Below are 22038 nucleotides of genomic sequence, written 5' to 3'. Positions count from 1 at the left end.
GGGGACCGTCGCCGTAGCGGTCCGGCAACCCAACGACCCCTGGTGCGCTACTCGCAGGTGTTCCCCTGCCGAAGGGGATCCAGGACATGGAGCGACCCGCATGAAACCCCGTCATTCCGCCTCTCTGCTGGCCGCCGCCGCGGCGGCCGTGCTCGCCGCCGCTCCCGCCCTCGCGCAGCGCGACGGCACGCCGGGCAACCCGCCGAGCACCGTGACCGGGCGGGCGGTGGACCAGATGCAGGGCCGGCCCTCGGTGCCCGACGGCACCCCCGGCAACCCCCCCGGCACCGCCGCGGAGCGTGCCGCGGACCGCGCCCTGGGCACCAACATGAGCGGCGCCAACCCGCAGGGCCAGACCGCGACCACGCCGGCTGCGCCGACGACGACGGCGCCGGCGACCACGACCGCCCCCGCGGCGACCGCGCCGCGCACCGCCGGCACCGAGACGGCGCGCGACGGGCTGCGCGCCAGCAAGATGGTTGGCGCCAACGTCTACAACGAGGAGAACGAGCGCATCGGCGAGGTGGAGGACCTGCTGCTGTCTCGCGCCCAGATGCAGCCCACCACGGCGGTGCTCTCGGTCGGCGGCTTCCTCGGGATCGGTGCCAAGCGCGTGGCGGTGCCCTTCGAGCAGCTGCAGTGGAATGCCGAGCGCGAGCGCTGGGTCCTGCCGGGCGCGACCCGTGACAGCCTGCGCGAGCGGCCGAGCTTCGAATACGCCGAGGATCGGCGCGGCGATACGGGCACGGCGGCGCGCCGCGACACGACGGCGCCGGCCGGCACCGCCGGCACCGGCGTTGCCCCGCGCGGCGATGCGGCCGGGGGTGGCGCGGCGACGCAGCCGCCTGCGGCGCCTTCGCGCTGACGCGGACCGCGGAAGGCGACCCACCGGGCCGCAACCGGTTCCGGCGGGATTGGATGGGGGGCGGCTTCCGGGCCGCCCCCTCGTTTTTTCACGACCGCAGAGGCTGCATGGGGGCTCTCCGGGCGCTCTTCATGCGTGGCGATGCGCTCAATCGAGTATTCCGATTGTTTCGCGCAATATCATCAATTCCAATCGAGGGTGGCCGGTTTGCTTGGCATTCCGCCTGTCTCCGACGCCAGACTGCGCAGGCCGCAATCAGGCGAGAGGAGAGTCAGCATGTTCCTGCGCGTTGACCGGCTGCAGGTCGAGATGCCGATGCCCAAGGATCCTGATCCGAGCGCCGCCGCGGCGGTACAGGAGCTGATGGGCGGCCGCTTCGGCGAGATGACCACGCTCAACACCTACATGTACCAGAGCTTCAACTTCCGCGAGCGTGGGAAGCTGCGCCCCTACTACGCGCTGATCGCCAACATCGCCACCGAGGAGCTCGGCCATATCGAGCTGGTGGGGGCCGCGGTGAACGGGCTGCTGAACGGCGCGGAGCCGAAGGGCGATATGTCCAAGGGCGACGCCTCCTTCAAGCACATGATCGGCGCCGGCGGCTCGATCAAGACGCATGTGGCGCCGGGGCCCTTCGGCGGCATTATGTGTGCCGACAGCCTCGGCCGGCCCTGGAGCGGCGAGTACATCTTCAACTCCGGAAACCTCATCCTCGACCTGCTGCACAACTTCTTCCTGGAGAACGGTGCCCGCACGGCGAAGCTCCGCGTCTACCAGATGACCGACAATCCCGCGGCGCGGCGGATGCTGGGCTATCTGTTCACGCGCGGCGGGGTGCATGCCGAGGCCTATGCGCGGGCGCTCGAGCAGCTCACCGGCGTGGACATGAAGAAGATGCTGCCGATCCCGAACCTGCAGCCGGATCAGATCCCGGAAAGCCGCCCCTTCTTGGAGGAGGGCTGGCATCGCCGCCTCTACCGCTTCAGCACCACCGACTATGACGAGATCAAGATGATCTGGCAGGGCCAGGCGCTTGATGGCTCCGGCCCGCTCGAGGTGCGGGATGGTCCGCCGGAAGGCGGCCCGCAATACGACCTCGCAGCCGTGCCCGAGGCCTTCGTGCCGGACTACCACCCGCAGGAGATCCTGGAGATCGCGCAGAAGCTTTACAAAAAGGCGAGCGGCTGAGCCCGGGCGCTGCGGCGTGATCCCCGAAGGGGATCACGCTTCCGCTCCTTGCCAGGTGATCGGAACTCTGGGCCCGACAGGAATGTGGCCGCCCCAAGGGGCGGCCACATTTCGCTTCCGGGGGTGATCGCCGGAAGAACGATCAAGGCGCGCCGTGGCCGCCCTGTCCGCCGTTCAGCGGAGGCCGAGCACGGACAGGATGACGAGGACGATCACCACCGCGCCGACAAGCCAGATGATGCTGTTCATGACGTTCTCTGCCCCATGTGACCACCGCGAAACGGAGGCGGCCTGGAAAGGTTGCGTTTCGCCTGCCGGGCGGCGTGCACAGCTTGGCGAAGCCCCGGCCTGAGTCAGGCGTAGCGCCGCACCATGGCGGCGCAGAACTCCGCGAACTCCTCCTTCACGATCGGCGGGCTGGTATGGTGCGGGGCCAGGCCGCGATGCTCGGGCGTGAAGCAGAAGGTGACGGTAACCTGGAATTCGGCCAGCGCCTCCATCTGCCGGTCGAACCAGCCGAGCGCGTTCGGGCGGAAGCTGTCGGCCCAGGACAGCCCGGTGCGCAGATGCCGCACGCCGAGCCGACGCATCCAGGCGACGGCATCGTGCAGCCGGTGGTCCTCGAAGTGAAACCACTGGCAGAGGCCGAATTCGGGTGCGTGACGGCCGAACAGTTCGAGCGCCGGCTTCGGCGTTCCGTCCTCGCGCAGGAGGCCCATGTAGAAGTGACGGTAGTAGGAGGAGCCCTCGGCCTCCTTGTGCCGGGTCGTCGCCTCCCAGGCGCGCGGCAGGTCGTAGAGGCTGTACCAGTGGATGCGCGGCGCGCGGCCGCTCAGCAGCTCGGCGGTGCGCTGCAGCCCCCAGGCCTGCACCTCCTCGGCGCCGAAGGAGGAGACGCCGACCTCCGATACCCAGACCGGAAGCGGGGTGACGGCGCGGATCTCCTCGATCTTGGCCGGCCATTCGTGGATCTGCCAGAGATTCCAGTCGAGCGGGAAACCGTGCACCGCGACCGCGTCCACCCGGTCGAGCACGCCGCGGTCCGCCATGTTGCGGATGAACATGGGGTCGATCGGAGAGATGCCGCCGAGCACGCGCGGCAGGCCGGGACGCTCGGCGGCGATGGCATCCGCGGCGCATTTCGCCATCTCGGCGAACATGGACCAGTCGGGATCTATCTCGGGATCCCAGTGCGACTTGTTGTTGGGTTCGTTCCAGATCATCGCCGCTTCGATCATGCCGCGCTTCCCCTGGCCGGATAGACGGCACCGGCGCCGGACGGGGCCGCGACGCGCCGGCAGATGAACACCTCCTCCTCGGGATGATCGAGGATCTCGAAGCCGGCGCTGCGCAGCATGGCCGCGGAGCAGGCACGGTTCGGCACCCACCAGTTCGTGGGATCGCCGGCGTAGCGCCGTTCGATGAAGTGCAGGCGCGGGAAGCCCGGCAGCTCGAACGGCCAGGTCTCGTAGAAGTCGTAATCCTCCTCCAGCGCCTCGCAGCGCGGGGAGCCGCGCTGCATGCACTGGAACACCAGGAGGTCCCGCGCCACGTGCTCATGCACCAGATCCAGCGCCAGCAGCGGGTGGCGCAGATGGTAGAGAACGCCCATCAGCAGCACGATGTCGAAACGCTCCCCGAGCGAGCCGACGTCGTAGACGGAGAGCGGTCGGAATTCGATGTCGAGGCCATTCACCTCCGCCGCGAAGCGCGCCTGGGCCAGGTAGCGCTCGTCGCTGTCGATGCCGAGCACGCGGGCCGCGCCGCGCCGCTTCATCTCCATGGCGTGGAAGCCGGCGTTGCAGCCGATGTCGAGCACGCTGCGGCCGGAGAGGTCGGCGGGTAGGGCGTGGGCGAAGCGGCGCCATTTCTGCTCGGGATAGTCGTAGAGGAAGTGCCCGGGCGCGGTGCGCACGCCGCCGAGGTCGAGATTGTGGAACCAGGGACCAAGCGCCTCCACGCGCCGGCGGATCTCCTCGACGTCAAGGGGCTTGCGCGTCGGTATCATGTCGGGGCCACCTCGTTCATCCAGAGCACCTTGCCGCCTCCTTCCCACAGGGCGATGGCGCTCAGCCCCGCGGGGGCGATGTCGAAGCGCGCATGGGCGTCGAGCGACAGGCCCAGCACCCCCGCGAGCGCCGCCTTGATCACCTCGGCATGGGTGACGGCGACCACCCTGCCTTCCGGCTGCCGCTTCCGCCGCGCCTCCAGCCAGGACAGGATCCTCCGCTGCGCCTCGGCCATGGACTCGCCGCCGGGCGGACGGGAGGATGCACGCGCCTCGTTCCAGAGGCGCCATTCGGGATCCGCTTCCAGCGCGACGAAGCTCTGCCCGGACCAGGTGCCGAAATCCATCTCGTCCAGCGCCGCTTCCACCACGGGCACAAGGCCGGTGGCGCGGGCGATAGCCTCCGCCGTCTCGCGGGCACGCGGCAACGGCCCGGTGCAGAGCGCGTCGGGGCACTCCCGCGCCAGCCGCCGCGCCAGCGCCGCCGCCTGGAGCCGCCCTTCCTCGCTGAGATGCACGCCTTCCATGCGGCCGCACAGCACGCTGCGCACCAGCCCATGCGCGGCGTGCCGCACCAGGAACACCACGGTGGCCATGCCGCCCCGCCCTAGGCGTCGCCGGCGATGAAGCGCAGCGTGCGCTCCCGGGCCTCCTGATCCGTGAATTGCTGGGGAGGCGACTTCATGAAGTAGCTGCAGGGTCCGATCAGAGCGCCGCCGATGCGCCGGTCCAGCGCCAGCTTGGCGCAGCGTACCGCATCCACCACCACCCCGGCGGAGTTCGGGCTGTCCCAGACTTCGAGCTTCAGCTCCAGATTGAGCGGCATGCCGCCGAAGCCGGTGCCCTCCATGCGGATGTAGGCCCATTTGCGGTCGGTCAGCCAGGGCACGAAATCGCTGGGGCCGACATGCACGTCTTCCGGCGCGGGCTCCATGCCGAGCTGGCTGGTCACGGCGCGGGTCTTGGAGATCTTCTTGCTCTCCAGGCGCTCCCGTTCCAGCATGTTCTTGAAGTCGGCGTTGCCGCCGAAATTGAGCTGGTAGGTCCGGTCCAGCCGCACGCCGCGCTCCCGGAACAGGGTGGCCAGCGCGCGATGCACGATCGTGGCGCCCACCTGGCTCTTGATGTCGTCGCCGATGAGGGGCAGGCCCCGCTCCTCGAAGCGCCGCCGCCAGGTGCGGTCGGAGGCGATGAAGACCGGAATGCAGTTCACGAAGGCACAACCGGCCTCCAGGGCCTGTTCGGCATACCACTCGCTCGCGCGCTGCGCACCCACCGGAAGATAGGAGACAAGGATTTCGGTGCGAGTCTCGCGCAGCACGCCAGCGACATCCACAGGCGGCTCCTTCGACTCCTCGATCTCGCCGGCCATGTAGCGCCCGAGCCCGTCAAGGGTCGGGCCGCGCCGCACCACGATGCCGCTCGGCGGGACCGGCGCGAAGGAAACGGTGTTATTGGGCGGAACCAGGATCGCCTCGGAAAGATCGCGTCCGACTTTTCCGGCATGCACGTCGAAGGCGGACGACAGGAGAATGTCGGACACGTGGTAGCCGCCGATCTCGGCATTCATCAGGCCGGGCACCGGCTCGTTGGCCTTGGCCGCACGATAATGGACCAGCCCCTGGACGAAGGAGGACGCGCAATTCCCGATGCCGACCAGGCCGACACGCAGCGATCCCAAGCCCAAGGCGGCGCCTCCATCCTTGTGTGCGGCGCACAAGGCGCCGTCCGGCCATGCTGCCCGTGAGCAATGCGAGTAGCACGCGATGGCCGCGCTGGCCGATGCCTGTCGCCGCAGAGACAACGGAATGTGACGCTGGCGGCGGGCTCCCCGAAGCTCATTCACCGAGGCACTTATGTGCGCTTCCCGACATTCTGGGCGCTTTGATCAAGCGCACGCAAGGGTGATACGCGCCTCCTGCGCGCTTTGCCGCCAACTGGTGTTACGGCTGGAGCAGACCCGCTGTTGCCGCCGCTGGCGACACGTTGTCGGATTGCCGCAGGCCGGCTGTGGGCAGGTCCCGCCCGTCCGGGTGGGGACATTCGGAGGCAAGGGTGTCAGACAGGATCCTGATCACCGGAGGCGCGGGCTTCATCGGGCAGCATCTCACGCGTGCCCTGCTGCGCCGTGGGCATCATGTGCGGGTGCTCGACAGCCTGATCGAGCAGGTGCATGGGGAGAATGGGACGGCGCCAGGTCTCGACCCCGAGGCGGAGTTCCTGCTTGGGGACGTGCGGGATCCCGATGCGGTGCGTCGTGCGGTGGCCGGCACCGATGTGGTGGTGCACCTCGCTGCCGAGGTCGGCGTCGGGCAGAGCATGTATGCCGTGGACCGCTATGTGGACGCGAACGACCGCGGTACGGCGGTGCTGTTCGAGGCGCTGATCAAGCATCCGGTGCGGCGGGTTGTCGTCGCATCCTCCATGAGCATCTACGGCGAAGGGCGCTATCTCGACCCCGAAGGTCTCGTGGTGGACCATGCTGTACGCAAGCCGCGCACGGGTCCTGACATGTCCTGGGACCCGCTGGATGCGAAGGGCAGGCCGCTGCGGCCGGTGCCGACACCCGAGGACAAGCGGCCGGCGCTCGCGTCAGTGTACGCCATCACCAAATACGTGCAGGAGCGGCTGACGCTGACCCTCGCCCCCGCCTATGGGATGGAGGGTGTCGCGCTGCGCCTCTGGAACGTCTACGGCCCCGGCCAGGCGCTGTCGAACCCCTACACCGGCGTGCTGGCGATCTTCGCCGCCCGCCTGCACAACCGGCAGCCGCCGATGATCTTCGAGGATGGCCTGCAGCGCCGGGATTTCGTGCATGTCGAGGATGTCGCGGAGGCCTTCGCCCTTGCCCTCGAACGACCACGCGCCGCGGGCGGCGTCTTCAACATCGGCAGCGGCGAGGACCGCACGGTGCGCGACGTCGCCGCGCTGCTCGCGGCAGCCATGGACTGCGCGGACATCCGGCCCGAGATCACGGGCCGCGCCCGCGCCGGCGACATCCGCCACTGCATCGCCGACATCTCCCTGGCGCAGCAGGTTCTGGGCTACGCGCCGCGTCGCGTCTTTGCGGAGGGCCTCGCGGAACTCGCGGAATGGGTGAGGCGCCAGCAGGCGGAGGACCGTGTGCAGCAGGCGCGGCGGGAGCTTGAGGCGAGAGGGTTGGTGGCGTGACGGCGATCCTGGACCGGCGGCCGGTTCTGGTGACCGGTGGCGCCGGCTTCATCGGCGCCAACCTCGCCGATCGCCTGGCGACGGAAGGTCATGACGTGCTCGTCTACGACGCTCTGGCGCGGACGGGTGTGGAGGCCAACCTGGAATGGCTGCGGCAGCGCCACCCTCGCCGCATCTCCGCCATGATCGCCGATGTGCGCGACGAGGCCGCGCTGGCGGAAGCGGCGGCTGATGCGCAAGCGGTCTTCCATCTCGCCGCCCAGGTGGCGGTCACGACCAGCTTGCTCGACCCGTATGCGGACTTCCAGGTGAACCTGAAGGGGACGGTGCTGCTCCTCGAGGCGCTGCGCAGGAGAGGCGGAGCGGTGCCGGTGATCTTTGCCAGCACCAACAAGGTCTACGGCAGCCTGGGGGACATGGCGCTGGTTCTGCAAGGGGATGCCTATGCGCCCCAGGATGGGATGCTGCGCGCCTTCGGCGTGCCTGAGGAGCGGCCGCTCGACTTCCACACGCCCTATGGCTGTTCCAAGGGCGCGGCGGACCAGTACGTGCTGGACTGGACACGCAGCTTCGACATTCCCGGCGTCGTGTTCCGGATGAGCTGCATCTACGGCCCGCGGCAAATGGGAACCGAGGATCAGGGCTGGGTGGCGCATTTCCTGATCCGCGCCCTGCGCGGCGAGCCTATCACCGTATTCGGCGATGGCTGCCAGGTGCGCGATGTCATGCTGGTGGACGATGTGGTGGATGCCTATCTGGCTGCCTGGCGGTGCATCGGGGCCGTTTCCGGTCGCGCCTTCAACCTCGGCGGCGGGCCGTCTAACGCTGTGAGCCTGCGCCAGGTGATCGGGCTGATCGGCGAACTCGCGGGGCGAAGGCCAGAGGTTCGCCATGCGCCGTGGCGTGCCGGAGACCAGCGCTGGTACGTCTCGGATACCCGCCGCGCGCATCAGGCGCTTGGGCTCGCCACACCCACCTCCTGGAGAAGCGGTATCGCGATCCTTGCCAGATGGCTGCAGGAGGAGCGCGATCACCGCTCCCTTACCGAGGCCCTGCCGTGAAGGTCGCTCTGGTCAACCCGCCCTGGAGCTTCGACGGCAGCATCTATTTCGGCTGCCGCGAGTCTCATCTGCCGCTTGAGCTCGGCTATGCCCGCGCCCTTCTCGAGGCAGCCGGCCATCATGTGCTGATGCTCGACGCGCATCTCTGCGGCATCGCAATGGACGCGGCCGCGGAGATGGTGGCCGAGTTCGCGCCGGACATGACCGTGGTCACCACCGCGCCGAGCTACCTGTTCTGGCGCTGCGCACCGCCGGAACTGCGCGTGCCGCGCGAGTTCCTCATCGCGCTCGGAGGGCGCGGCGGACGTTCCGTGGCGGTCGGTCCGCACGGCTCGGCGACGCCGGGTGTGGTCCTGCGCAAGCTCGACGCGGATGTGGTGGTGCGCGGCGAGTGTGAGGAGATCATAGCCCTGATGGCCGGGGCTGGGGACCTTTCCCGGGTGCCCGCCATCGCCTACAGAGAGGGCGAAGAGGTTCGCGTCACCGGCGCTCCGCATGCCGGCGCCTTCGTGGACCTTCCGGCGTTGCGCTGGCCGGACGCCTGGGTGGCGCGCCACCGGCATCACCATCATCGCTTCGACGCGCAGCCGGACGCGCCGGGCGCGGAGGTGGAGGCGTCGCGCGGCTGCCCCTATAGCTGCACCTTCTGCGCCAAGATCGATTTCCGCGACAGGTACCGCCGGCGTGCCCTGCCACCGCTGCTGGAAGAGATCGACGCTCTCCGCGCGCAGGGGGTCGGCTATCTCTACTTCATAGACGAAATCTTCCTGCCGCAGCGCCCCCTGCTGGAAGCATTGGCGGAGCGCGGCCTCTCCTTCGGCATCCAGACACGCATAGACCTGTGGAAGCCTGAAATGCTCGACCTGCTCGGGCGGGCCGGCTGCGTCTCGATCGAGGCGGGTGTGGAGAGCCTGACCGAGGAGGGGCGGGCAGCGCTCGACAAGAATTGCCGCATGAGCACGGACGATCTGGCGGAGCGGCTGCTCTATGCCCGGCGCTCCGTGCCCTTCGTGCAAGCGAACCTCATCCGCACGGGAACCGACGATCCGGCGCTGATCGCCGCCTGGCGGGAACGGCTGCGGCGGGGCGGCGTCTGGGCCAATGATCCCGTTCCCCTTTACCCCTATCCCAGCTCTCCCGACTACCACCGCCTGTGGGGAGCGCCCGACGACATGGCGTGGGAGCGCGCGCATGCGCACTACCTCGCCCAGTTCGACGCCTTCAGCGACATACAGGAGCAGCGGCCGCTGCCCCTGGCCACGCTGGAGACGTCATGCGCGGCATGATGGCGGCTCCTGCCTCGCGGGTTCTGCTCGTGGCCGACGCGGTCGGCGGCGTCTGGTCCTACACGCTTGATCTCGCGCGTGGGATCGCGGAGCGCGGCGGCGATGCGGTCCTTGCCGTGCTTGGCCCGCCTCCCGCAGAGGATCAGCGGGAGGCGGCGGCCGCGGTGCCAAAGCTGCGCATGATCGAGACCGGCCTGCCGCTCGAATGGACGGCGGAAACACCCGAGGCGCTGGAGACCACTGGCAACGCGCTGGCCGAGATGGCCGCAGGATCGCGGGCCGACATCGTCCATCTCTGCAGCCCGGCTCTGGCAGCGGCGGAACGGTTCGGCGTGCCCGTGATCGGCGTGTGCCATTCCTGCTTGGCGACCTGGTGGAAGGCCGTTCGCGGCGGGCCGCCGCCGGCGGAATTCCGATGGCGTATCGCGCTGACCGCGCGCGGCTGTGCCGCCGTGGATGCGCTGATCGCCCCCACCGCCGCCTTCGCAGCCGCCACCGCCGAAGCCTATGGCCTGCCACAGGCGCCGCATGTCGTGCGCAATGGCCGCCAGCCCCCGCGGACCGCCACGAGTCGTCAGGCGAGCTTCGTGTTCACCGCAGGGCGGCTGTGGGATGAAGGCAAGAACCTGATGGGCCTGGATCGTGCGGCGGCGCGTCTGGCCTTTCCTGTCCTCGCCGCCGGATCTGTCGAGGGGCCGAACGGGGCGCGCGTGGCGCTCCGGCATGTCCGGCCCCTGGGCCGGCTCGGCGAGGCGGAGGTGCGGCGTTGGCTGGCACGCGGCCCCATCTTCGTCTCCGCTGCCCGTTACGAGCCCTTCGGCCTCGCGGTGCTCGAGGCGGCGCAGGCAGGCTGCGCCCTGGTGCTTTCGGACATTCCAAGCTTCCGGGAGCTGTGGGATGGGGCGGCACTGTTCGTTCCGCCCGGGGACGACGCGGCGCTTGCCGCCGCGCTCGCCGAGGCGCTGCGCGACCGCGCCCTGCGTGCGCGGCTGTGCGGGGCAGCGCGGGAACGTGCCGCCCGCTACGACGCCGAGACGATGGCGGAAGGCATTCTGGCGATCCACCGTCAGGTGCTGCAGGCCGCCGCGGAACGCGGCAGCGGAAGGAAGAGCGCGGCGTGAGGATCGTCTACTTCACCCACTCCCTGGCCTCTTGCTGGAATCACGGCAATGCGCATTTCCTGCGCGGCGTGCTGCGCGCCCTGATCGCACGCGGCCATGCCGTCGCGGCCTGGGAGCCGGAGGGCGGCTGGAGCCTCGCCAATCTCCTGCGGGATCATGGCGAGACCGGGCTGCGTGCCTGGCGGGAGGCTTATCCCGAACTGTCCTCCCACGCCTATGCGGGCGAGGACGCGATCGGCGCCGCCATCGAAGGTGCCGACGCGGTCATCGTGCACGAATGGAACGAGCCATGGCTGGTGTCCGCCCTCGGGCGGGCGCGGCGCCAGGGCGGGCGCTTCATTCTGCTGTTCCACGACACGCATCACCGTGCGGTAAGCGACCCGGACTCGATCCGCGTCTTCGACCTGAGCGGCTATGACGGTGTCCTCGCCTTCGGAGGATCGCTGGCCGAGGTGTATCGTCGCCAGGGATGGGGGCAACGCGTCTTCGTCTGGCACGAGGCCGCGGACACGCGGCTGTTCCGCCCGCCGGCGCCGGACAGCAGGCGTGAAGGCTTGGTCTGGATCGGCAATTGGGGCGACGGGGAGCGCAGCGCCGAGCTGGAGGCATTCCTGCTGCGGCCGGCAAGGGCCGCTGCCCTGCCCCTCGACGTTCATGGCGTGCGCTACCCGGAGCCGGCGCTGGCGACGCTGCGCGCGCATGGTGCGCGCTACCGCGGCTGGCTACCCAACGCGCGCGTGCCAGAGGTATTCGCGCGCCATCTCGCTACCGTGCATGTGCCGCGCCGCTTCTATGCGCAGGCGCTGCCCGGCATCCCCACCATCCGCGTCTTCGAGGCGCTGGCCTGCGGCATTCCACTGGTCTGTGCCCCTTGGGAGGACACGGAGGGCCTGTTCCGCCCGGGTGAGGATTTCCTGGTGGCTCGCAACCAAGCGGAAATGACGCATCATCTTAGGGAATTACAGGCCAATGGCGCGTTGCGCCGTGCCCTCGTTGCGCATGGCCTCGCCACCATCGCCGCCCGGCACAGCTGCGATCACCGGGCGGAGGAGCTTCTCGCCATTCTGGCGCTTCTTGGGAAGGCAGAGGCGCTTCCGGAGATTTCCGCATGAGGATCGCTTTCTACGGATCGAGCCTGCTTTCCTCCTACTGGAACGGCGCCGCCACATACTACCGTGGCATGCTCCATGACCTCGCGAGGCGCGGCTACCGCATCACCTTCTACGAACCCGATGCCTTCGGGCGCCAGCAGCACCGCGACATCGAGCCGCCCCGCTGGGCGGAAGTGCAGGTATGGCCGCCCACCCAGGACGGGCTCCGCGCCGTGACCGCCGAGGCGGCGCAGGCTGATGTGGTGGTGAAGGCAAGCGGTGTCGGCGTCTTCGACGACGCACTGCTGCGGGGCGTGATGGCGGCGGCCCGTCCGGATGCGATCCGCATCTTCTGGGACGTGGACGCGCCGGCGACCCTCGCCGAACTGCGTGCCGCACCTGACCATCCGCTTCGCCGTGCGCTGCCCTCGCTTGATCTCGTGCTCACCTATGGTGGCGGACCGCCGGTGGTGGAAGCCTACGAGAGCCTTGGCGCACGACGCTGCGTGCCGGTCTACAATGCGCTGGACCCAGAGACGCATCATCCGGTGCCGCCTGATCCGCGCTTCGCGGCTGATCTCTCCTTCCTCGGCAACCGCTTGCCGGACCGTGAGGCTCGGGTGGAGGAATTCTTCCTGCGTGCCGCTGCCGCGCTTCCGGAGCGACGCTTCCTGATAGGCGGCAATGGCTGGGAGACGAAGGCGATGCCGGCAAACGTGCGGCATCTCGGCCACGTGTACACGCGCGATCACAACGCCTTCAATGTCACGCCGATCGCCATCCTGAACATCGCCCGCGACAGCATGGCCGCGATCGGCTTCTCGCCGGCAACGCGCGTGTTCGAGGCCGCGGGCGCCGGTGCCTGCCTGATCACCGACGTCTGGGAGGGGCTCGATCTGTTCCTGGCGGAGGGCAAGGAGGTGCTGGTGGCGCGCGATGGGAGGGAGGTCGCGGAACTGCTGCGCGACCTCGCCCCGGATCGGGCGCGTTCCATCGGTGCGGCGGCGCGGGCACGGATTCTCGCAGAGCATACCTACGCGCGGCGTGGCGCACAGGTGGATGCGCTGCTCCGCGCCGAGGCGGTCCGCAGGCGGGAAGGCGCCTCCGCATGAACTCGGGCGGCATGCGCATCGTCGTGCTTGGGCTCAGCCTCTCCTCCTCCTGGGGCAATGGTCACGCGACCACCTGGCGCGCCCTGCTGCGCGCCCTCGCACGGCGTGGCCACGACATCCTGTTCATGGAACGCGACACGCCCTGGTACGCCGCGCACCGGGACCTGACGGCACCGGAGTATTGCCGCCTGATGTTTTACGAGGATCTCGGCGGTCTGAAGGAATGGCGGGGAGCGATCGCGGAGGCGGATGCGGTGATCGTGGGCTCCTACGTGCCCGAGGGGGTGGCGGTGGGACGGATGGTGCAGGCGGAGGCGCGGGGCGTCACCGCCTTCTACGACATAGATACCCCGGTGACGCTCGCGAAGCTGGAGCGCGGTGATTTCGAGTACCTCTCTCCCGATCTGATCCCCGGCTACGACCTGTACCTCTCCTTCACCGGCGGACCGGTGCTGAGGCGCCTGGTTCGCGAGTACGGCGCTCCGGCGGCGTGTGCGCTCTACTGCTCCGTTGATGCGGAGACCTATCGTCCGCTCGGCCTGACGCCTCGCTGGGACCTCGGCTATCTGGGCACCTGGAGCGAGGATCGCCAGCCGGCGCTGGAGCGGCTGCTGATCGAACCCGCGCGCCGCGCGCCGCAACTTCGCTTCGCCGTGGCTGGGCCGCGATATCCGTCCGGCATCGCATGGCCGCCCAATGTGGAGCGGATCGAGCACGTGCCACCGGCGGAGCACCCTGCCTTCTATGCCGCCTGTCGCTTCACCCTGAACGTCACCCGCGCAGACATGGCGCGCATGGGCTGGAGCCCGAGCGTGCGCCTGTTCGAGGCCGCCGCCTGCGCCACGCCGATCATCTCGGACATCTGGGAGGGGATCGGCAGCATCCTGGCCCCGGAGCGGGAGATCATCCTCGTGCGCAGCGTCGAGGACGTGCTGGGGGCGCTGCTGCACATGCCCGAGGAGCACCGTCGCGCGCTCGGCGATGCGGCGCGGCGGCGCATCCTCGCCGAGCACACGGCGGAGCACAGGGCCGAGGCGCTGGAACATCACCTGCTGGCGGCCAAGCGAAGCCGTGCCGCCGGGTGCCAGGCGCGGGTCGCAGGAGGAGTGGGTTCATGAGGCGATGCAGGGGCAGGATTGTCCTGGTCGCTGGCGGCGCGGGCTTCCTCGGCTCGCATCTCTGCGACGCGCTGCTCGCGGAGGGCGCGCGGGTGATCTGCGTGGACAGCTTCCGCACGGGGCGGATGCAGAATCTCCGCCACCTGGAGCGGGAGCCGAGGTTCGACCTGGTGGAGGCCGACATCGTCGAGCACCTTCCGCCACGCCTGGCGGGCCGCCCGGACATGGTGTTCAACCTGGCCTGCGCGGCCTCGCCGCCGCATTACCAGTCCGACCCCGAGCATACCCTCCTGACCTGCGTGATCGGCACACGCAACCTGCTGCGGCTGGCGGAGGAGAGCGGCGCGCTCTTCCTGCAGGCCTCCACCAGCGAAGTCTATGGCGACCCCGAGGTGCATCCGCAGACCGAGAGCTACTGGGGCAACGTCAACCCCACCGGCCCGCGCGCCTGCTACGATGAGGGGAAGCGCGCGGCGGAAACCCTCTGCTTCGATTACCTGCGCGCGGGGCGGGTGGAGGCGCGCGTCGCGCGCATCTTCAACACCTACGGGCCGCGCATGCGCGCCGATGACGGGCGCATCGTCTCGAATGCCATCACCCAGGCGCTGATCGGAGCGGACATCACGCTGCATGGCGATGGCAGCCAGACGCGTTCCTTCTGCTACGTGGACGACCTGATAGAGGGGCTGCTTCGCCTCGCGGTCCTGGATAGGCGCCCGCCGGGCGCGATCAACCTTGGCAATCCGGCGGAACTCACGGTGCTCGAGCTGGTGCAGCGCGTGGTGGCGCTGACCGGTTCGCATTCCGCCATCGTGCGCCGGCCACTGCCACAGGATGATCCGCGCCGTCGCCGGCCGGACATCTCGCGCGCCGCCGATCTGCTCGGCTGGTCGCCCCGCGTGCCGCTGGAGGCCGGGTTGCGCGCCACCATCGCATGGTTTGCCCAGGAGACACTTCGTGTGGTGGCATCGATACGGCTGCCGGCATCGGACGACCGGGTGCCTGCGGCGGTGCAGATGATGCATCCGCCGGAGAAGCTGCCGGCGCGCGGCGGCTCAGGATGAGCTGCCGGGCTCCGCTCGATGGAAAGCGCGCTATGACAGGCGATGCACGATGGTGGCAGCAGGGCGTCATCTACCAGATCTACCCGCGCTCCTTCCAGGATAGCAACGGCGACGGCATTGGCGACCTGGAGGGAATCCGCCGGAGGCTCGGTCATCTTGCCGCCCTCGGCGTGGACGCGGTCTGGATCTCGCCCTTCTATCCCTCCCCGATGGCGGATTTCGGCTACGATGTCGCCGACTACCGCGGCGTGGATCCGATCTTCGGAACGCTCGCCGACTTCGACCGGCTGATCGCAGAAGCGCATGCGCGCGGCCTGCGCGTCATCCTCGACTTCGTGCCCAACCACACCTCCGACCGGCATCCCTGGTTCGTCGAGAGCCGTGCCTCGCGCAGCAGTCCGAAGCGGGACTGGTACATCTGGCGCGACCCGGCGCCGGATGGAGGACCGCCCAACAATTGGCTTTCGAATTTTGGCGGCAGCGCCTGGGAGTGTGACGCCGCGACCGGCCAGTACTACTACCACGCCTTCCTCCGGGAGCAGCCGGACCTCAACTGGCGCAACGGAGAGGTGCGGCGCGCCATGTATGAGGTGCTGCGCTTCTGGCTGGACCGCGGCGTGGATGGGTTCCGCGTGGACGTGCTGTGGCACCTGATCAAGGACGACCGGTTCCGGAACAACCCTCCGAACCCAGACTGGACCCCCGATCAGCCAGGGATCCGCCGCTGCCTGCAGCTCTACTCCGCAGACCGCCCGGAGGTGCACGAGGTGGTGGCGGAGATGCGCGCGGTGCTGGACGAGTATCCGGAGCGCCTCCTGATCGGAGAGATCTACCTGCCGGTCGAGCGGCTGGTCGCCTATTACGGGCAGGACATGCGGGGCGCGCACCTGCCCTTCAACTTCCAGCTCCTGTCCGCCACCTGGCGGGCGGAGGAGATCGGCCGCATCATCCACGAGTATGAGGCGCATCTGCCAGCGGGCGGCTGGCCCAACTGAGTACTGGGCAACCACGACCGGCGGCGCGTCGCCAGCCGGGTCGGAGCGGCGCAGGCGCGCGTCGCGGCGATGCTGCTGCTGACGCTGCGCGGCACGCCGACGCTCTATTATGGCGACGAGATCGGCCTCGAGGACGTGCCGATACCGCCCGGGCGCGTGCAGGATCCGTGGGAGAGGAACGAGCCGGGCCTCGGCCTCAACCGCGATCCCGTGCGCACGCCGATGCCCTGGGACGGTTCGTGCAACGCCGGCTTCACCACCGGCGAGCCATGGCTGCCCTTGAATCCCGATTGGCCGGTGCGCAACGTGGCGGCGCAGGAAGCCGATCCGCGCTCCATGCTGGCGCTGCATCGCCGGCTGATCGCTCTCCGCCGGCAGCGGACGGCGCTGCGCACCGGCGGCTACCTCCCGCTGCGGGCAGCGGAGGAGGTGCTCGCCTATGAGCGGCGCGGCCGGGATGGGGAGAGGCTGCTGGTGGCGCTGAATCTCGGCCACGCGCCACGCGCGCTGCGCCTGCCACCGGATGCCGGTCGGGCACGGCTGCTGCTCTCCACCGCGCTCGACCGTGAAGGCACGGTGGAGGGGCCGGAGGTGCCGCTGCGTCCGGCCGAGGGGCTGATCCTTGAACCCACCCGCCCGTAAGCTCAGGCCACCTCGAGCGCCGCGACGCCCGGCAGGGTCTTGCCCTCCAGCCATTCCAGGAAGGCGCCGCCTGCGGCGGAAACATAGCTCATCCGTTCCGCCACCCCGGCATGCTTCAGCGCCGAGACGGTGTCGCCGCCGCCGGCGATGGACCTGATGCCTCCCGACTGGGTCAGCGCGGCGACGGATTGCGCCACCGCCACCGTGGCCATGTCGAAGGGCGGCGTCTCGAAGGCGCCGAGGGGACCGTTCCAGACCATGGTGCTGGCGCGGCGCAGCCGCGCCTCGATCGCCGCCACCGTCTCCGGTCCGACATCGAGCGCCATCATGTCCTCCGGCACCGCGCCCACCGGCACCGTGCGTGTGGGAACATCCGGAGCGAGGCTTGGCGCCACCACCAGGTCGAGCGGCAGCAGGATCTCGCAATTGGCGGCCCGCGCCTCCTCCAGGATGCGGCGCGCCGTATCGTGCATCTCGGCCTCCTGCAGCGAACGGCCCATGGCGTGTCCCTGCGCGGCCAGGAAGGTGTTGGCCATGGCGCCGCCGATGACCAGCACATCCACCTTGCGCGAGAGGTTGCCGAGCAGGTCGAGCTTGGTCGAGACCTTGGCGCCGCCGACGATCGCCACCACCGGCCGCGCCGGGTTGCCAAGGGCCGCGTCCAGCGCCTCCAGCTCGGCCTGCATCAGCCGCCCGGCATAGGCGGGCAGCAGCCGGGCCACGCCCTCGGTGCTGGCATGCGCCCGGTGCGCGGCGGAGAAGGCGTCGTTGACATAGACATCGGCGAGGCGCGCCAGGGCGCGGGCCATCTCCGGGTCGTTCTTCTCCTCGCCGGCGTGATAGCGTGTGTTCTCCAGCAGGAGAACCTCGCCGTCCTTCAGCACCGCTGCCGCCGCCTCGGCCGCCTCGCCGATGCAGTCATCGGCCCAGGCGACAGGACGGCCGAGGGCGACGGAAAGCGCCTCCTGCATCGGCTTCAGCGACATCTCCGGCACGCGCCGGCCCTTGGGGCGCTCGAAATGGCTGATGACGATGACGCGCCCGCCCTTCTCCGCCAGTTCGCGAATGGTGGGGCAGAGGCGCTCGATGCGGGTGCGATCGGTGATCCGTCCATCTTTCACCGGCACATTGAGGTCGGCGCGCAGCAGCACGCGCTTGCCGCGCGGGTCGAGCTGATCGAGGGTGCGGAAGCGAGGCATGGCGCGTGCTCCAGGAAGGGTGGCGCGAACCTTCCCGGCCCGCGCCAAGGCCGTGTTGGACGTGGCGGCGCGTGGCCGGCAGGACCGCGGCACGCGCCGGCAGGCGTGCCGGAAGGCTACAGCTTCCCCAGCAGCGCGGCGGTGTCCGACATCCGGTTGGAGAAGCCCCACTCGTTGTCGTACCAGCCCATCACCCGGATCATCCCGCCATTGTCCACGCTCTGCGTCTGCGTCGCGTCGAAGGTGCAGGAGGCCGGGTTGTGGTTGAAGTCCACGGAGACGAGGGGCTCGGTGTTGTAGGCGAGGATTCCCTTGAGCGCCCCCTCGGAGGCCTCCTTCATCGCCTGGTTCACCTGCTCCTTGGTCACGCCCTTGGCCTTCAGGTTCACGTCGAGCGAGACGAGGGAGACGTTCGGCGTCGGGATGCGGATGGCGGTGCCGTCCAGCTTTCCCTTCAGCTCCGGCAGCACGAGGCCGACCGCCTTCGCCGCGCCCGTGGTGGTGGGAATGGCGGAGACGGCGGCGGCGCGGGCACGGTGCAGGTCCTTGTGCAGCGTGTCCACCGTGTTCTGGTCGCCGGTGTAGGCGTGCACCGTCACCATGTAGCCGCGCTCGATGCCGAACTTCTCATGCAGCACCTTGGCCATGGGCGCGAGGCAGTTGGTGGTGCAGGAGGCGTTGGAGACGATCCTGTGCGAGGGCTTCAGCGTGTCGTGGTTCACGCCGTAGACGATCGTCGCCTGCGCGGTGATGTCCGCGTGCTCCTCGGCCCAAGTCACTGGGGCGGAGACCAGCACCTTGCGCGCGCCGGCCTGCAGCAGCCTCGCCGCCTGGTCGGACTTGGTGAAGATGCCGGTGCACTCGGCGGCGACGTCCACGCCCTGCCAGGGCAGCTTGGTGGGGTCGCGCTCGGCCGTCACCTTGATCGGGCCCCAGCGGCGGCCGCCCATGGTGATGGTCATGGTGTCGCCCTCGACCGTCACCTCGCCGGGGAAGCGGCCATGGACGCTGTCGTACTTGAACAGATGGGCGTTCGCCTCGGGGCTGCCGAGGTCGTTGATGGCGACGAACTCGACATCGTCGCGCCCGCTCTCGACGGCGGCGCGCAGCACCAGGCGCCCGATGCGCCCGAACCCGTTGATCGCGACCTTGACGGCCATGGGGTGCTCCTTCCCGGTTGTTCGTTCAGTTCAGCCGCTTGCGCACCGCCGCCGCCACCGCCTCCGGCGTGATGCCGAAATGGCGGAACAGCGCCTCGGCCGGCGCGCTGGCGCCGAAGCCGGTCATGCCGATGAAGATCCCTTCCGGCCCCAGCCAGCGCTCCCAGCCGAAGCCGGCGGCGGCCTCGATGCCGACGCGGAGCGCCTCGCCCAGTACCTCCTCGCGGTAGCCGAGGTCCTGCGCGGCGAAGATCTCCCAGCAGGGCAGGGAGACGACGGCGGCGGGGATACCCTCGGCCTCCAGCGCCTCGCGCGCCGCCATCGCCACCGCGACCTCGCTGCCGGTGGCGATCAGCGTCGCGCGTCGCGGCCCGCTGGCTTCGGCGAGCACGTAGCCGCCGCGCGCGCAGCGGTTCTCGCCCGCGTCGGTCCGCAGCGCCGGCACGCCCTGGCGGGTCAGCGCCAGCACCGAGGGGCCGTCGGCGCGCTTCACCGCGAGTTCCCAGCACTCCGCGGTCTCGATCGCGTCGGCGGGGCGGAAGACGCAGAGGTTGGGCATGGCGCGCAGCGAGGCAAGGTGCTCCACCGGCTGGTGGGTCGGCCCGTCCTCGCCGAGCCCGATGCTGTCATGCGTCAGCACATGGATCACGCGCTGACGCATCAGCGCGGCAAGGCGGATCGCGGGGCGCATGTAGTCGCTGAACACCAGGAAGGTGCCCGAATAGGGAATGATCCCGCCATGCAGCGCCATGCCGTTCATCGCCGCCGCCATGCCATGCTCGCGCACACCCCAATGGACGTAGCGGCCGGCGAAGTTGCCAGGCGCGATCGCGGGAACACCCTTCACATTGGTGTTGTTGGACCCCGTCAGGTCGGCCGAGCCCCCCACCATGTCCGGCACCACCGGCACCAGCGCCTCCAGCGCCTTCTGGCTGGAGACGCGGGTGGCGAGCTTCGGCCGCTCCGTGGCCAGCGCGGCGCGCAGCGCCGCCAGGCGCTCATGCCAGTTCTCCGGCAGTCGCCCGGCCATGGCGCGCTCGAACTCCTCGCGCTGCGGGTGCCGGGCCAGGCGCTTGAGCCAGGAGCGGCGGGCGCCGCCGCCGCGCCGCCCCGCCGCCTCCCAGCGCTCGCGCAGCCCGTCTGGGACCTCGAAAGGCGGGTGGTTCCAGCCGAGCGCGCTCTTCGCCGCCGCCGCCTCCTCCGGGCCGAGGGGGGCGCCGTGGCTCGCCGCCGTGCCGGCCTTCTTCGGCGCGCCGAAACCGATGACGGTGCGGCAGGCGATCAGCGTCGGGCGGCGGCTGCGGCAGGCCCAGGCGAGCGCCGCAGCCACCTCGGCGTGGTCGTGCCCGTCCACGCGGCGCACCGCCCAGCCATAGGCGGCGAAGCGCCTCAGCACGTCCTCGGAGAAGGAGAGGGCGGTGTCGCCGTCGATGGAGATGCTGTTGTCGTCCCACAGCACGGTGAGCTTGCCGAGTTGCAGATGCCCGGCGAGCGAGGCGGCCTCGTGGCTCACCCCCTCCTGCAGGTCGCCGTCCGAGGCGATGACCCAGGTGCGGTGGTCCACCAGCGACCTGCCGAAGCGTGCGGCCAGCAGGCGTTCCGCCAGCGCCATGCCGACGGCGTTGGCGATGCCCTGGCCGAGCGGCCCGGTGGTGGTCTCGATTCCCGGATGCTCGCCGAATTCCGGGTGCCCTGCCGCTGGCGAGTGGAGCTGGCGGAAGCGGCGCAGCGCCTCGGTGTCCATGCCGGCATGTCCGGTCAGGTGCAGCAGGGCGTAGAGCAGCATGGAGCCGTGCCCGGCCGACAGGACGAAGCGGTCCCGGTCCGGCCAGCGCGGATCGGCGGCGTCGTATTTCAGGAAGCGGGTGAACAACACCGTCGCCGCGTCGGCCATGCCCATCGGCATGCCGGGATGGCCGGATTTCGCCGCCTCCACCGCGTCGATCGCCAGGGCACGGATGGCATCCGCCATGCGCCGCTCCTCGGAGGCGGGGCGGGCGAGGATCTCGGCCTGGCGATGCTGCGCGGGCGTCGGGCGCGTTGCTGGCTGGGTATCGGGCTCGGTGGTGGCCAAGGCTGTCTCGATCTCCGCAACGCGGCGCCCTATAGAGGGGGCTCCTCCGGGGGGCAACCCGCGCCGGGGCGGCCCGCGTCCGCCTTCTCCGCTGTCGCCATGGGCCGCCGGACACCCTAGCTTGAGTGGCATGGACACTCCCGTACCCGCCCCCTACCGCGAAGGGCTTCCGCCTCAGCCTCCCGGCCCGCCGGAAGGCGAACAGCATGTCAGGGTGCCGGAGGCGGTGCGCGATCTCATCGCCGGCGCCTTGGCGGGGATGGTGCTGCCCTTCGCCCTGGCCGCGGCGCTGGCCATGGGTGGCGTCGCGGCGGGGCCGGTCCTCGCCCTCGGCGTTGCCGCGGCCGCCGCCGGCGGCATCGCGCACGGGCTCGGCCTCTATTTCGCCCGTCGCGCCGAGGCGCGGCACTACGCCGCCGAACGCGCGCGGGAGGAGCAGGAAACCCACGACTACCCCGAGCGCGAGAAGTGGGAGGTCGCGGCGCTGCTGCACCGGTACGGGCTGCGCGGCGAGACCCTGCAGCGCGCCACCGAGGCGATCGCCGCCGACCGCAGGCGCTGGGTGGATTTCATGATGCGGTTCGAGCTCGATCTGCAGGAGCCGCTGCCCGGCCATGCCGCCGCCGCGGCGTCCAGGGTGGGCCTGGCCCACGGGCTGGCCGGGCTGGTGCCGCTCCTGCCCTACGCGCTGGTGGCGGCGGCGGGCGAGGCGCTTCTCGCCTCCGCCCTTCTGACCGGCGCGGCGCTGCTCGGCCTTGGCTATCTGCAGGCGCGGACCACCGGCACCCCGCCCCTGCGGGGGGCGTTGGAGCGGGTGGCGATCGGCGCCGCCGCGGCCGGCGCCGCGGGGCTGGCGGTGCTGCTCGCCGGCTGACGCGCGCCG

At 70.1% G+C, this 22038-nt stretch carries 18 protein-coding genes and 1 pseudogene; 12 read left to right on the top strand and 7 right to left on the bottom strand.

Annotated features, from left to right (window positions below):
• The first annotated feature begins 100 nt into the window (after positions 1-100).
• Together ET526_RS08940 and ET526_RS08935 are read left to right on the top strand one after the other, a co-directional pair.
• The gene (locus ET526_RS08940) at positions 101-865 is read left to right on the top strand and encodes a PRC-barrel domain-containing protein (RefSeq protein ID WP_135467349.1); all 765 of its coding nucleotides are present in this window, start codon (positions 101-103) and stop codon (positions 863-865) included.
• 276 nt (positions 866-1141) lie between these two features.
• Positions 1142-2053 (top strand): manganese catalase family protein, encoded by a 912-nt coding sequence (locus ET526_RS08935; RefSeq protein WP_135467348.1) that lies wholly within the window; start codon positions 1142-1144, stop codon positions 2051-2053.
• 353 nt (positions 2054-2406) lie between these two features.
• Here ET526_RS08935 and ET526_RS08930 read toward each other — a convergent pair whose 3' ends face one another.
• From ET526_RS08930 to ET526_RS08915, 4 genes are read right to left on the bottom strand one after another with little or no spacing between them, the layout of a single operon-like run.
• On the bottom strand, positions 2407-3291 hold the full coding sequence (locus tag ET526_RS08930) for a glycoside hydrolase 5 family protein (protein WP_135467347.1): 885 nt from the start codon (positions 3289-3291) through the stop codon (positions 2407-2409).
• A complete protein-coding gene (locus tag ET526_RS08925) occupies positions 3288-4061 on the bottom strand; it encodes a TIGR04290 family methyltransferase (RefSeq protein WP_135467346.1) in 774 nt (257 codons plus the stop codon). The genes ET526_RS08930 and ET526_RS08925 overlap by 4 nt, the downstream gene beginning before the upstream one ends.
• Complete coding sequence (locus ET526_RS08920; RefSeq protein ID WP_135467345.1) at positions 4058-4657, bottom strand: histidine phosphatase family protein; 600 nt, start codon at positions 4655-4657, stop codon at positions 4058-4060. Before ET526_RS08920 ends, ET526_RS08925 begins: the two co-directional genes overlap by 4 nt.
• A gap of 11 nt (positions 4658-4668) precedes the next feature.
• Positions 4669-5748 carry an inositol-3-phosphate synthase gene (locus tag ET526_RS08915; protein WP_135467344.1) on the bottom strand — a complete coding sequence of 360 codons (1080 nt, stop codon included), beginning with the start codon at positions 5746-5748 and terminating at the stop codon, positions 4669-4671.
• 368 nt (positions 5749-6116) lie between these two features.
• Here ET526_RS08915 and ET526_RS08910 point away from each other — a divergent pair, with 368 nt between their 5' ends.
• The 9 genes and pseudogenes from ET526_RS08910 (at position 6117) to ET526_RS21945 (ending at position 16722) form a co-directional block, all read left to right on the top strand.
• A complete protein-coding gene (locus ET526_RS08910) occupies positions 6117-7232 on the top strand; it encodes an NAD-dependent epimerase/dehydratase family protein (protein WP_135467343.1) in 1116 nt (371 codons plus the stop codon).
• Complete coding sequence (locus ET526_RS08905) at positions 7229-8293, top strand: SDR family NAD(P)-dependent oxidoreductase (RefSeq protein WP_135467342.1); 1065 nt, start codon at positions 7229-7231, stop codon at positions 8291-8293. Before ET526_RS08910 ends, ET526_RS08905 begins: the two co-directional genes overlap by 4 nt.
• The gene (locus ET526_RS08900) at positions 8290-9579 is read left to right on the top strand and encodes a TIGR04295 family B12-binding domain-containing radical SAM protein (protein ID WP_135467341.1); all 1290 of its coding nucleotides are present in this window, start codon (positions 8290-8292) and stop codon (positions 9577-9579) included. Before ET526_RS08905 ends, ET526_RS08900 begins: the two co-directional genes overlap by 4 nt.
• Entirely contained in the window at positions 9567-10700 is a 1134-nt protein-coding gene (locus tag ET526_RS08895) for a glycosyltransferase family 4 protein (protein WP_204623570.1), read from the top strand. The genes ET526_RS08900 and ET526_RS08895 overlap by 13 nt, the downstream gene beginning before the upstream one ends.
• A complete protein-coding gene (locus ET526_RS08890; RefSeq protein ID WP_135467340.1) occupies positions 10697-11812 on the top strand; it encodes a CgeB family protein in 1116 nt (371 codons plus the stop codon). The genes ET526_RS08895 and ET526_RS08890 overlap by 4 nt, the downstream gene beginning before the upstream one ends.
• Positions 11809-12903: a CgeB family protein gene (locus tag ET526_RS08885; RefSeq protein WP_135467339.1), complete on the top strand. Its 1095-nt coding sequence runs from the start codon at positions 11809-11811 to the stop codon at positions 12901-12903. The genes ET526_RS08890 and ET526_RS08885 overlap by 4 nt, the downstream gene beginning before the upstream one ends.
• An 11-nt stretch (positions 12904-12914) precedes the next feature.
• Positions 12915-14021: a CgeB family protein gene (locus ET526_RS22350; RefSeq protein WP_204623569.1), complete on the top strand. Its 1107-nt coding sequence runs from the start codon at positions 12915-12917 to the stop codon at positions 14019-14021.
• A complete protein-coding gene (locus tag ET526_RS08875; protein WP_135467337.1) occupies positions 14018-15085 on the top strand; it encodes a UDP-glucuronic acid decarboxylase family protein in 1068 nt (355 codons plus the stop codon). The genes ET526_RS22350 and ET526_RS08875 overlap by 4 nt, the downstream gene beginning before the upstream one ends.
• Positions 15082-16722, top strand: a pseudogene (locus ET526_RS21945) (alpha-amylase family glycosyl hydrolase). Before ET526_RS08875 ends, ET526_RS21945 begins: the two are co-directional and overlap by 4 nt.
• A 2-nt stretch (positions 16723-16724) precedes the next feature.
• Here the strand turns inward: ET526_RS21945 and ET526_RS08865 are convergent.
• The 3 genes from ET526_RS08865 to tkt all read right to left on the bottom strand — a co-directional run bounded on the left by ET526_RS08865 (position 16725) and on the right by tkt (position 21053).
• A complete protein-coding gene (locus ET526_RS08865; RefSeq protein ID WP_135467336.1) occupies positions 16725-17921 on the bottom strand; it encodes a phosphoglycerate kinase in 1197 nt (398 codons plus the stop codon).
• A gap of 116 nt (positions 17922-18037) precedes the next feature.
• Positions 18038-19081: a type I glyceraldehyde-3-phosphate dehydrogenase gene (gene gap, locus ET526_RS08860; protein ID WP_135467335.1), complete on the bottom strand. Its 1044-nt coding sequence runs from the start codon at positions 19079-19081 to the stop codon at positions 18038-18040.
• Positions 19082-19106: 25 nt separating this feature from the next.
• Complete coding sequence (gene tkt, locus ET526_RS08855; RefSeq protein WP_240048328.1) at positions 19107-21053, bottom strand: transketolase; 1947 nt, start codon at positions 21051-21053, stop codon at positions 19107-19109.
• A 316-nt stretch (positions 21054-21369) separates the two neighbouring features.
• On the opposite strand from tkt, the gene ET526_RS08850 reads away from it, so the two are divergent.
• On the top strand, positions 21370-22029 hold the full coding sequence (locus tag ET526_RS08850) for a VIT1/CCC1 transporter family protein (protein WP_240048325.1): 660 nt from the start codon (positions 21370-21372) through the stop codon (positions 22027-22029).
• Positions 22030-22038 lie beyond the last annotated feature (9 nt).

The organism is Crenalkalicoccus roseus (genome assembly GCF_004761865.1).
GTDB classification, from domain to species: domain Bacteria; phylum Pseudomonadota; class Alphaproteobacteria; order Acetobacterales; family Acetobacteraceae; genus Crenalkalicoccus; species Crenalkalicoccus roseus.
This window is presented reverse-complemented; position numbering and strand designations above follow the sequence as displayed.

Coding starts and splice junctions, on each gene's coding strand:
- gap (WP_135467335.1), bottom strand. CDS start 19,081: ATGGCCGTCAAGGTCGCGATCAACGGGTTCGGGCGCATCGGGCGCCTG.
- ET526_RS08875 (WP_135467337.1), top strand. CDS start 14,018: ATGAGGCGATGCAGGGGCAGGATTGTCCTGGTCGCTGGCGGCGCGGGC.
- ET526_RS08935 (WP_135467348.1), top strand. CDS start 1,142: ATGTTCCTGCGCGTTGACCGGCTGCAGGTCGAGATGCCGATGCCCAAG.
- ET526_RS08925 (WP_135467346.1), bottom strand. CDS start 4,061: ATGATACCGACGCGCAAGCCCCTTGACGTCGAGGAGATCCGCCGGCGC.
- ET526_RS08895 (WP_204623570.1), top strand. CDS start 9,567: ATGCGCGGCATGATGGCGGCTCCTGCCTCGCGGGTTCTGCTCGTGGCC.
- ET526_RS08865 (WP_135467336.1), bottom strand. CDS start 17,921: ATGCCTCGCTTCCGCACCCTCGATCAGCTCGACCCGCGCGGCAAGCGC.
- ET526_RS08930 (WP_135467347.1), bottom strand. CDS start 3,291: ATGATCGAAGCGGCGATGATCTGGAACGAACCCAACAACAAGTCGCAC.
- ET526_RS08885 (WP_135467339.1), top strand. CDS start 11,809: ATGAGGATCGCTTTCTACGGATCGAGCCTGCTTTCCTCCTACTGGAAC.
- ET526_RS22350 (WP_204623569.1), top strand. CDS start 12,915: ATGCGCATCGTCGTGCTTGGGCTCAGCCTCTCCTCCTCCTGGGGCAAT.
- ET526_RS08940 (WP_135467349.1), top strand. CDS start 101: ATGAAACCCCGTCATTCCGCCTCTCTGCTGGCCGCCGCCGCGGCGGCC.
- ET526_RS08920 (WP_135467345.1), bottom strand. CDS start 4,657: ATGGCCACCGTGGTGTTCCTGGTGCGGCACGCCGCGCATGGGCTGGTG.
- tkt (WP_240048328.1), bottom strand. CDS start 21,053: ATGGCGGATGCCATCCGTGCCCTGGCGATCGACGCGGTGGAGGCGGCG.